Below are 10,340 nucleotides of genomic sequence, written 5' to 3'. Positions count from 1 at the left end.
GACAAAAGGAGGATCGCCGCAGCGACGCTCCGTGCAAATCCCGCCATCGAAATCTCCTCAAATCCGCCCCGATCCGGGCGGGAAACTATTTGACGCAGCGTCAGGACACAAGGCCGGGCGCGGCTGGGAGGGGACGGAATGTCAAACTTTTGAGCGGAAGCGAAAATCTCCGCTCAGTAGGTCGTGCGGCGCTCTTCCGAGGGCGGCCTACCGAATTGCAGCCGGTAGCTCTGGGCAAAATAGGAATGCGAGGTGAAGCCCGTGGCGATCGCCACGTCGAGGATCGGCATGTTGGTCTGGCGCAGCAATTCGCGCGCCCGCTCCAGCCGCAGCCGCATGTAATAGYGGCCCGGCGTGACGCTGAGATGGCGTAGGAACAGGCGCTCGACCTGGCGCACCGACAGGCCGGCGGATTTGGCCAGCTGCACCGCCGACAGCGGCTCATCGAGGTGGTCGGCCATCAGTTCGACAATGCGCCTGAGCTTCTCCGACTTGCCCGTGAGATCGCGTTCCGGCCCGACACGCTGGCGGTCGCCGGCCGAGCGGATGCGCTCGTGCTGGAACTGGTTGGCGACGCCATTGGCGAGGTTGGAGCCGAAATCGCCGCGCACGATCTCCAGCATCAGGTCGATCGAGGTGGTGCCGCCGGCGCATGTGTAGCGCTTGCGGTCGATCTCGAAGACGTTGCCCGTGCAGTTGATGTCGGGGAAGCGTTCGACGAAGCCGGCGCGGTTTTCCCAATGGATGGTGCAGCGATAGCCTTCGAGCTGGCCGGCCTCGGCAAGCAGGTAGGAGCCGACCGACAGCGCACCGAGCGCGTTGCCGCGCCGGCCCCAGCTGCGCAGCGCCGCCAGCACCTTGCTCTTGCCGGGAAATTCCGTCGTCAGTCCGACCGAGACGAAGAGGATGTCGACCGGCGGCAGGTCGGCAACGGCATAGTCGATCTTCAGCGGCAGGCCGTTGGAGGCCATCACCGGATCGCCATCCGCGGAGACGGTCGTCCAGCCATAGAAGTCGCGGCCAAGCAACCGGTTCGCCGACCGGAACGTATCGATCGCCGCGGCCAGCGAGAACATCGAGAACTTGTCGACCAGCAGGAAAGCGAACTGCCGGCCGCCTTGAACGGGATCCGTCATGACCGGCCGTTCTACAGGAACAGTTGGGTTCGGCAAAGCTGCGGCTTTCTGGTGGGTCAGAAGGACGGCCGTTTCAATCCGGCCGCGAGGTAGGCAGAGGCTAACGTATTGGCCATCAGCATGGCAATGGTCATCGGGCCGACACCACCGGGCACCGGCGTAATGGCGCCGGCGGCCTTCGCCGCTTCGGCATAGGCGACATCGCCGACGAGGCGCGACTTGCCCTCGCCCTTTTCCGGCGCCGGAATGCGGTTGATACCGACATCGATGACCGTGGCGCCGGGCTTCACCYAATCACCCTTGATCATCTCCGGCCGACCGACCGCCGCGACGAGAATGTCGGCGGTGCGGGCAAGCGCCGGCAAATCCCTGGTGCGGCTGTGGGCGATGGTGACGGTGCAGTTGGCGGCAAGCAGGAGGTTGGCCATCGGCTTGCCGACGATGTTGGAGCGGCCGACGACGACCGCGTTGAGGCCGGACAGGTCCTTGCCGCGCACGCGCTCGATCAGGAGCATTGAGCCGGCCGGCGTGCAAGGCACGAAGGCGGTCTCGAGTTCGCCGGTGCCGAGCTTGCCGACATTGATGAAATGAAAGCCATCGACATCCTTTTCCGGCGCGATGGTCTGGATGATCTTGCCGGCGTCGATATGGGCGGGCAGCGGAAGCTGCACCAGGATGCCGTTGATGGCCGGATCGGCGTTGAGATCACCGATGATCTTCAGTAATGCCGGCTCGGAGGTTTCGGCCGGCAGCGTGTGCTGGACGGAATGAAAGCCGCATTCCTTGGCGGTGCGCGACTTGGAAGCGACATAGACCTGGCTGGCCGGATCCTCACCGACGATGACCACGGCAAGACCGGGTTTGGCCTTGCCTTTCGCGACAAGTTCGGCCGTCAGGGTCTTAACCGTCCGCACCACGTCTTCGGCGACGCTCTTCCCATCAATCACTTCGGCCATGGACCACCCTCAACACCGTTCCGCCCAAACGGCCGCATCGAAAACATGAATGCGGCACCCTGGATCCTTGTCTGACGCATGCCGCGAAACCGCGCGCCCCGATCAAACTCGGAAGCGTGCCTTCGGCACCATGCAGCGCGGCATTTTCACGAAAATTCCAACACGCAATCCCGTCAAAGCGCCGTCCCATGCCGTTTACGCGAAACCGGCATGTTTTTGTTCGGCAGCGCGACTTATTTTGTGGCTCAGAAGTAGCGGCGGCGCGCGCGGGTCTCGGTAAGTTCGCGGACGGCTTCGCGGAATTCGCGCAGGCTGGCGCGGATTTCGTCGATCGGGGCGTGCCGTTCGACATCCTCCGCCGCCCGGGGCGCCTCCACCGATGGCTCGTCGGGCTGAGCCGCCTGCTGCGGCGCGGTGGGCTGTTGCGGATAAGGCGCGGAAGCGGGGTGGGGCGGATAAGACATCTGCCCGGCATCGGGCATGGGCTGCGGGTAGGGATAGCCCGGCTGCTGCGGCACCTGCCAGTGCTGCGCCTGCGGAAGGCCTAACGGCTGCCCATAGGGATAGGCCTGCGGACCCGAATACGATCGCTGCGGCATCATGTGGGGAGGCAATGGCGGCTGCGCTGTCTGTTGCGGATAGGGAACATGGCCGCCGGGCCGGAAAGGCGGTGGTGGATAGGCTGCCGCGGCCGACGGCAGGGGCGCAAAGGCCGCTGCCGACTGGGAATAGGCGGGGTGCGTCAGATCTTCCGTTGGCTTCCCTTCGGCAAAGGATGAGACCCACTCACCGGCATCGATGGTGTCCTGCGGGGACTGCTTGCGGGACATGGCCTTGCGCAGCTTCGACAGCAACGCACTGATCCGACCGGGACCTTCGGTCGGCGTGACGTCAGCCTGTTGAACAGGCGCGGGTGGTGCAGGCGGTGGCGGGGGCGGTGCAGGTGGCGGTGGTGGCGGTGCCGCCGGCTGCGGTGCAGGTGGTTTTGGCGGCGGCGGTGCTGCCTGATATGCCTTGTCGTCGTAAGGCGTCCGGCGTTCGTCCATGCTGCGGTCGCGGCGCGAGCGCGATGTCGCGGTGTCACGCAAGCTCTCATAGGCGCCACGCATGGCGCCGAGGCCAACGCCGGAGGCAAAGCCCAGCAGCAGGCCGGCAAGCGCCACCACGACCCGCGACGGCCCGTTCGGCTCGAGCGGCGCGAAGGCCTTCGAGATCACATTGATGTTGGCGGTGTTGATGTCTTTCTGCTCGCCCGTCTCCTTGGCGCGCAGCAGATACTGTTCATAGACGGAACGCTTGGCGGCGGCCTCGCGCTCCAGTTCGCGCATCGACACCAGGTCGCTGTTGACGTCGCCGCTGCGAACCTTCAGCTGCGCCAGACGAGAGGCGAGATCCTGTTCGAGATGGACCGCGCGCTTGAGGTCGACCTGCAGCGACGAGCCGATGCGACGCAGTTCCGCGGCGATGCGGTCGCGTGCGCCGGCAAGCTGGGCATTGAGCGCCTGGAGTTCGGGGTGCCGCGGACCGAACCGGATGGCGGCGCGGTCGGCCTCCTGCTTGAGTGACGCATATTGCGAACGCAGATCGCTCATCGTGTTGGAGTTGATCTCCTCCGGCAAGGTGCCGGTGAGAACCGAGTTGACGTCGACCGAACGCGCCGAAGCGGCCCGGGCGTTGAGTTCCAGCGTGCGGGCGCGCGCAACCGACAGCTGCTCGTTGAGCTTCAGCATCTCGTCGTCGCTGATGAGGTGGCCCTGCGCGTCGACGAGGTCGTGCGTGGCCCTGAAATCCTCGACCTTGCGTTCGGCCGCCTCGACGCCCTTGCGCAATTCATCAAGCCTGGCCGTCAGTTCGTCGGTGGCGCGGCCGGCGGTATCGGACTGGATCTGACCGAAGGTCTGCAGGAAGACATCCGTCATCGTGTTGGCGATGAGAGCCGATTTCTCGCCATTCTGCGTGGTGGCGCTGACGGTGATGACGAAGGTCTTGCCGCCGCGCTCGACTGAAAGGCTTTCGCCCAGATTGCCGACAGTAAGCGCCCGGCGGCGGGTCTCGTCGACACCACCCGGCCCGTCGTGGCGCGACAGGATGGAGCGGATGAGCGACATGACGCTGAGGCCGCCACTGCCCTGCCCATTGAATTCCGGATCGTTGACGAGATTGAGCTTGTCGACGACTTTGTTCAAAACGGTGCCGGACGTCAGCACCCGAACCTGGTTTTCGACGATGGCCAGCGTGGCATCGGAGGCGACGACCGACTGGGTGAGGTCGCGGTCGGTGAGCTTCAGGTCGCGCGGATCGACGATCAGTTCTGTGGTGGCTTCGTATTTCTTCGGCGTCGACAGCGCGATGGCGATGCCGAGCCCGGCACCCAATATCGTCGTCGCCACGATCAGCAGCTTCGACTTGCCAACGCCACGGACGACCTGCATCGGATCGATCAGCGGCTTCCATTGCTGGCTGTCCGCGCCGTCGTTGCGGGACGCCCGCGCGTCGCCTGAATGGTAAGGTTCGGATATGCGATCGGGGCGATAGGTGGTGCCTGCGGTTTCAGCAGACCGTGACGTGGTTTGCGCGTAGTCCGATGATGCCGACCTGGTTGCTGAATAATCGTCAGCGGATCGACCGCCTTCAGGCGGCACCTGCGCAGACGAAGCTGGCTCATAGCCAGCCTGATATCCATCTGTTGCAACGGCATCCGGCAGCTTCGAATTCGACAGCGCCTCGCGCTGCGAAGGGCTCGTCCGCGCTTCGCGCTGTGACCGGGCGAGACGATGACGCGTGGCGGCATCCTCGCGCCATGACGGGTCCGCCCGGTCCCCGATCGAGACCAGGGACGCGTCGGGTTCGTCGTCGCCACGCACAGCCTTGCCAAGCGCCAGCAGTGAACGCTCGCGCTTCCAGTCTTCACGGTTTTCCCTGTCGACCATCGTCTGGAGCTTTACCCTTGGCGGCCTGCAAACGGCGCTTCGCCATTCGTTAAGCCACGCTAAACAGGCATGGAAAACAAAAGGTTAATTTTCGCCCGCCGAAGCCCCCGTTTCTCCCTCCGCCAGTACCTATTTTTCAACACGCCCCTGGACTCCAGAACGGCACGTTAAGTTTTCCGACCTAAGCTCTCCCTGGAGATATGACGCAAGCCAGTGACATACCGCAAAGGCGGCCTACCCTCGCCCGGATCGGCATTTTTTTGGCCGAACGACGGGGCCTGCTGCGCGACTATTTCTCGGCGATCAGCGGCGCTGGCGGGCGGCTGGTGTTTTCACTCGCCTATTTCATCGCGCTGGCCAACACGCTGTCGATTTCCGAGTTCGGCATGTTCGCAACCGCATCGGCGGCCGGCGTCATGCTGTCGCGCATTCTCGCCTTCGGCTTCATCTCGGCACTCTATCGCACCGCCACCATCCGCCCCAATCTGATCGGCACCTTCACCGCCGGCTTCCTGCTGCTCGGCCTGCTGTCGCTGCCGCTGTTGGCCGCGGCCTCGTTCGGCGTTTACCTGATCTTCTTCGCCGACACCGTGCCGCTGTCGGTGTTTGCGGCAATCGTCTTTGCCGAAGCCCTGTTGTGGCGGCCAGTGGAGGTGGCGCTGATCGTCAACAACGGCCTGGGCAAGTTCGGCCGCGCCGCGCTGCTGGCCATCCTGGCGACGGCGCTGCGGGCGCTCGGCGCGGTGCTGTTCATGTTCTGGGCGCAACACAGCGTCTGGATATGGTCGTGGTTCTATATCGGCGCCAATGCCGCCTCGTTGCTGATTGCCTTCGGCTTCTTCTACCCGCGCCAGCGTTTGCGGCTGCGCATCGAGCTTTATCTTCGGCGACTGGCTGACTCCATCTACGTGGCCGGGGCCGAAGTGCTGTTTTATCTGCAGATGGAGTTCGACAAACTACTGGTCCTGGCGATCGGCGGACCGCATCTGGCCGGTATCTACGCCATCATCATGCGGCTGGTCGACCTGACGGCCATTCCGATCCGCACCTTCTCGATGATGCTGGTGCAGCGCATGATGCGCGCGCCGGAGCTTCTGTCACGGCTGGCGGTCAAGAGCGGCATCGAAGGCGGCGTTTTCGCTGTCTCGACGCTGGCGCTGCTGACGCTTGGCATCGTGCTGCATTTCTTCCCCAATGCGCTCGGCAAGAACGTCGCCGAGGCCGCTCCTCTGGTGGCGCTGGCGATCTGCGTCCCGGGACTGCGCAATCTGGTCGAATACCAAGCGGAGCTGCTGTTCGCCCGCGGCCAGACGCTGGTGCGGGCGCTCAATCTCGGCCTGCTTGCCGGGCTGAAGGCGGTGCTGCTGACTTATGTGCTGACGACCATCCTCGACACGCCGAACCTGGTGCTGTCGCTCAACGTCGTCTTCCTGCTTCTGTATCTTGCCTCAACGCTGCTCACCTATTCRGCGATGCGCAAGCCGGCAAAGCCGGTCTAGGGCGGTTCACCGTTCACAGAAACGCAGAACCACCCTATCTCCCCAGCTTTGACGCAATTGCGGACGGCAACCCGGCCCGCTTTCAGGATCCGGCCTTTAGTTGAGCCCGATCAGACGGCGGATGCGGCCGATATCGGTGCCTATGAAAGACTGCATGCCGATTGCCACCTGCTCCGGTGCCATGGCGGCGACGAAGCGGCGGAACTCGTCGTCCGACAGCGCTTGCCCGGCCCAGTGGACTCGGCAGAACTCCTCCGAAGCGTGGAAGTGGCCGGCACCCTCCAGCAGATCGTCGACATAGCGGCCGTAGATCATGCATTCGGAGAACTTGCGCGCCGAGCCGACAACCTCGACCCAGCCACGCGCATGGACCTTCTCGATCTCGCCGCACATGGCCAGCACGGTGTCACGCCGCCACGCGATCAGCGTCGAAATATAGTCATGGACCGATGTCCGGGAGGGGTCGATACCGAGTGCCGCACCGGCGTTGCGCGACCAGATGCGATGCTCCTCATGCCCCTCGTCCGCCAGCATCCCGTCGCGGCGGAACAGCCGCGCCTTGCCCTCGCGCCAGAAGGCGCCGCAGTCGAAAGGTTTGAGGAAGGCGACGTCGGAATCGCAGAAGATCAGGACGTCTTCGCTGGCGTGCGCGGCGATCGCGATACGGCGCAATTGCTGCACGTGCCAGCCGCGCAACGGCTGCGTCTTCAGGCTGAGCCAGACACGCCGGCGAAACAGGCTGAGCGGATCGTCGAAGGCATGCAGCCAACGCGGCAGCAATTCCCGCTCATCGACGATGCTGCGACGGTCGTTCTCCAACTGACGGAAAAGCTTGATATCGCGATGTTCGACCAGGATATAGTGGTGCGCCGCGCCCGAGACGTGGCGGTCAAGCGTTTCGCATAACAGCCGGCAACGCTCGAAATCCGGCGCATAGCTTGCCGTCACTATTGCCGCCGTCGGTACCTGCCGAAGCGAGCTTGGCTCGATCGCGGCGCCTGGGACGAACCGGCTGTTCAATGGATGTCTCCCGCAGCTTCCGGTATGCGCGAGAGTTTCTGCCTGACAACGCGCAGCAGGAACAAGGGATTGCCGACCACGTAGCGGCGCCACAAGCGACCGGGTTCGACGGCCAGCCGAAACAGCCATTCGAGCCGCAGCCGGCGCATCCACAAGGGCGCCCGCGGCACCGCGCCGCTGAGAAAATCGAGCAATGCGCCGACGGCGATCGGCAGCGTGCAGTGACGCGCGTCGATATGGCGTGCGATCCACAATTCCTGGCGCGGCACGCCCATGGCCACGAGCAGCACGTCCGGCCGCAATTTCTCGATCCGATCGACTATTCCCGCCTCCTCGGCCGGCGAGAAATAGCCGTCATGGATGACCACGAAGCTGTGCTGCACGGCAAGTGCTGCAAGCTTGGCCGACGCAGCTTCGGCATTGACGCGCGTCGCGCCGAGCAGCCCGACCGTCAGGGGCGTCGTCGAGGCCTGCAGGAAGGCGGGGACGAAGTCGGTGCCGTTGAGGTTGTCTGGAAACGGCGCTCCATAAAGAAGTTTCGCCGCCAGATCGACACCGATGCCGTCGGGCAGGATGAGGAAATCATCGAGCGCGTCGGCAAAGACCGGGTCGGTGGAGGCGAGGTTAGCGTTGTGGGCGTTGAGGAAACTGACCTTGGTGAAGCGCCGCTCGGCAATCAGGCGGTTCAGCAGGCCGACCGCATCGTTCCAGCGGATCGCGAGCACCGGGATACCGAGGATCGTCTTCGAGGTGTCGAGCCCCGACGGGGTGCGGGCGGCATGCATGTTCATGCAAACGCCTCCTGCCTGACCGGCCCGAGCTTTTCGAGGCCGAGCCGGATGGCGGCATCGAGCGCCCTGACCTGCGACCGACGGAAAGCGCTGCCGTCGACATCGTGGATGACAGCTGCCGCGGCCTCCAGGGCCCGGGCAAAATCGGCCGGATCGTCGGTGACGACGCAATTGGCCGGGCGATGATCGATGCCGCGCAGCGAGCGGCTGGTGGCGACGGAGGGCAGGCCGAGTTCGAAGGTCTCGATGGTCTTCAACTGGACGCCGCTGCCGGCGGTGCTGATCAGCGGGATGACGGCAGCACTGCGCACGAAAGCCTGCGCATCCGGCACACGGCCGACGAATTCGACACCGGGATGCTTCGACGTGACGCCCGAAGGCATGCTGCCGGCGATGCGAATGCGGAAACCGGGCCGCAGATGCGGCACCACCTTGCCCAGGAACCAGTCCAGGCCGATACGGTTCGGCTGCCAGGTCCAGGTGCCGATCAGCGCTGCCTCGCAATCGATCCGGCGCAAAGCTACCTCGGTCGGCGGCTGCGCGCCCGTCACCAAAGGCAGCACCGCCGAGCGGTCGTCGGAGGCGACACCGAGTGCCGCACGGTCTTCCTCGGCCAGCGTGAAGATGAAGCGCGCGCGGCGGCAGAGACGCTCTTCCATGGTCTCGAGCAACTTCGCCTCGCGGCGAAACAGCAGGCGCTGGAAGAGGCTGCCGGCGGCAGCGGCATTCTCCCGCGCCGAAAGATGCTCGACATTGTGGGCGACGAAGATCGAGGGCCGGTCGGCGAACAGCTTTTCGAAGGCGCCGGCGAACTGCACGGAATTCAGCACATAGCCGTCGAACGGACCGGCGCGTGCGACCGCGGCGAGAACGTCGCTGTCGGGCACTGCGCGCAACTTGACCGAGGCGAAGGTGAGGCCCGAGAGCAGCGCCTTGCCGACCCAGGCCAGCTTTTGTCGTGCAGAGGCATTGTCCGTGCGCACGTCGATCGCACCCAGCACCACGGTGTTTTCGGGATCGGCTGCGGGTTTTCCCGGCCAGGTGAAACCGATGACAGTGACGCGCGCGCCAGCTCGCCGCAAAGCAGCGATGATTGCAGCGTTGGCTATTTCATAGCCCGAGGCAAGAGCGCCGTCGGGCACGATCGATGTGGCGAACAGCAGATGCATCTCACCTATCCTGTGGTGTAGCCGGTAGCAAAGTGCGGTGAACCCTTGATTAAGCGAGCACAATCGACGAGCGAAAGCCGCTGCCAGGCAGGCTTCTCCGTACAAGGTGATTAACGAAACCTTATCACCGTGGTGCTACCAGAACCCAACTCACCATGTGGCTGGACACAGATGATCCCTTTGCCATCGGACAGTTCGGTATCGATCGCGGGGCGCTCGCCCCGGCTTGACGTCCAGGCTGTCGAAGTCGTCGTCACCTTGCCGACCTTCAAGCGGCCCGAGCAGGTGCTGGAAACGCTGGCGTCACTGCGTGCGCAGCAAACCGGCCGGCGCTTCGCCGTCATCGTCATGGAAAATGAAGCCGAAGCGCGTGCCGGCGCCAAGGCGGCGGTGCCGCTGTTCGAGCGCGGCGAGATTTCAGGTCTGGTCATCATCGCCCATCAGCGCGGCAATTGCAGCGCCTACAATGCCGGCTGGCAGACAGCGATCCTGCAATTCCCCAACTTCAGGCATCTGCTGGTCATCGATGATGACGAGATCGCCGATCCGCAATGGCTGGAACGGATGTGCACGGCGGCCGAAACGCTAGGCGCCAATATCGTCGGCGGTCCGCAGGTGCCCGACTTTGCCGACCCCGCCCATGCGAAATGGGCCGAGCATCCAGTGTTTGCGCCGCCCTACCGGCAAACTGGACGCGTGCCGGCGCTCTATTCGTCCGGCAATCTTTTGGTCGGACGCAACGTTCTGATCGCCATGGGTCCGCCATTTCTCGATCTGAAATTCAACTTCATGGGCGGCGGTGATTCCGATTTTCTCAGCCGGTCCGCGCAGAGAGGCTT

The 10,340-nt window shown here is 64.3% G+C and carries 8 protein-coding genes; 2 read left to right on the top strand and 6 right to left on the bottom strand.

Annotation, left to right across the window (positions count from 1 at the left end; all coding sequences use genetic code 11):
• Positions 1-173: 173 nt before the first annotated feature.
• From ACXJ7R_RS16130 to ACXJ7R_RS16120, 3 genes are all read right to left on the bottom strand, one after another.
• Positions 174-1,136, bottom strand: a complete 963-nt coding sequence (locus ACXJ7R_RS16130) for a GlxA family transcriptional regulator (protein WP_457152706.1) — start codon at positions 1,134-1,136, stop codon at positions 174-176.
• Positions 1,137-1,192: 56 nt separating this feature from the next.
• Positions 1,193-2,092 carry a bifunctional methylenetetrahydrofolate dehydrogenase/methenyltetrahydrofolate cyclohydrolase FolD gene (gene folD / locus ACXJ7R_RS16125; RefSeq protein WP_457152705.1) on the bottom strand — a complete coding sequence of 300 codons (900 nt, stop codon included), beginning with the start codon at positions 2,090-2,092 and terminating at the stop codon, positions 1,193-1,195.
• Between the two features lie 245 nt (positions 2,093-2,337).
• Complete coding sequence (locus ACXJ7R_RS16120; protein ID WP_457152704.1) at positions 2,338-5,022, bottom strand: Wzz/FepE/Etk N-terminal domain-containing protein; 2,685 nt, start codon at positions 5,020-5,022, stop codon at positions 2,338-2,340.
• Between the two features lie 200 nt (positions 5,023-5,222).
• Between ACXJ7R_RS16120 and ACXJ7R_RS16115 the strand changes: the two genes are divergently transcribed.
• Entirely contained in the window at positions 5,223-6,521 is a 1,299-nt protein-coding gene (locus ACXJ7R_RS16115) for a lipopolysaccharide biosynthesis protein (RefSeq protein WP_457152703.1), read from the top strand.
• A 96-nt stretch (positions 6,522-6,617) separates the two neighbouring features.
• On the opposite strand, the gene ACXJ7R_RS16110 is transcribed toward ACXJ7R_RS16115, so the two are convergent.
• From ACXJ7R_RS16110 to ACXJ7R_RS16100, 3 genes are read right to left on the bottom strand one after another with little or no spacing between them, the layout of a single operon-like run.
• Positions 6,618-7,541: a DUF6492 family protein gene (locus ACXJ7R_RS16110; RefSeq protein ID WP_457152702.1), complete on the bottom strand. Its 924-nt coding sequence runs from the start codon at positions 7,539-7,541 to the stop codon at positions 6,618-6,620.
• Positions 7,538-8,332 (bottom strand): WecB/TagA/CpsF family glycosyltransferase, encoded by a 795-nt coding sequence (locus tag ACXJ7R_RS16105; RefSeq protein ID WP_457152701.1) that lies wholly within the window; start codon positions 8,330-8,332, stop codon positions 7,538-7,540. Before ACXJ7R_RS16105 ends, ACXJ7R_RS16110 begins: the two co-directional genes overlap by 4 nt.
• Complete coding sequence (locus tag ACXJ7R_RS16100) at positions 8,329-9,501, bottom strand: glycosyltransferase family 4 protein (protein ID WP_457152700.1); 1,173 nt, start codon at positions 9,499-9,501, stop codon at positions 8,329-8,331. The genes ACXJ7R_RS16105 and ACXJ7R_RS16100 overlap by 4 nt, the downstream gene beginning before the upstream one ends.
• A 171-nt stretch (positions 9,502-9,672) precedes the next feature.
• Between ACXJ7R_RS16100 and ACXJ7R_RS16095 the strand changes: the two genes are divergently transcribed.
• On the top strand, positions 9,673-10,340 hold a 668-nt coding region (locus tag ACXJ7R_RS16095; RefSeq protein WP_457152699.1), incomplete at its 3' end, for a glycosyltransferase family 2 protein.

The organism is Mesorhizobium sp. P5_C1, assembly GCF_054049815.1.
This window is presented reverse-complemented; position numbering and strand designations above follow the sequence as displayed.

What these genes read in the sequence shown, in the direction of transcription:
- ACXJ7R_RS16105 (WP_457152701.1), bottom strand. Translation starts at nt 8,332, where the DNA reads ATGAACATGCATGCCGCCCGCACCCCGTCGGGGCTCGACACCTCGAAG.
- ACXJ7R_RS16120 (WP_457152704.1), bottom strand. Translation starts at nt 5,022, where the DNA reads ATGGTCGACAGGGAAAACCGTGAAGACTGGAAGCGCGAGCGTTCACTG.
- ACXJ7R_RS16100 (WP_457152700.1), bottom strand. Translation starts at nt 9,501, where the DNA reads ATGCATCTGCTGTTCGCCACATCGATCGTGCCCGACGGCGCTCTTGCC.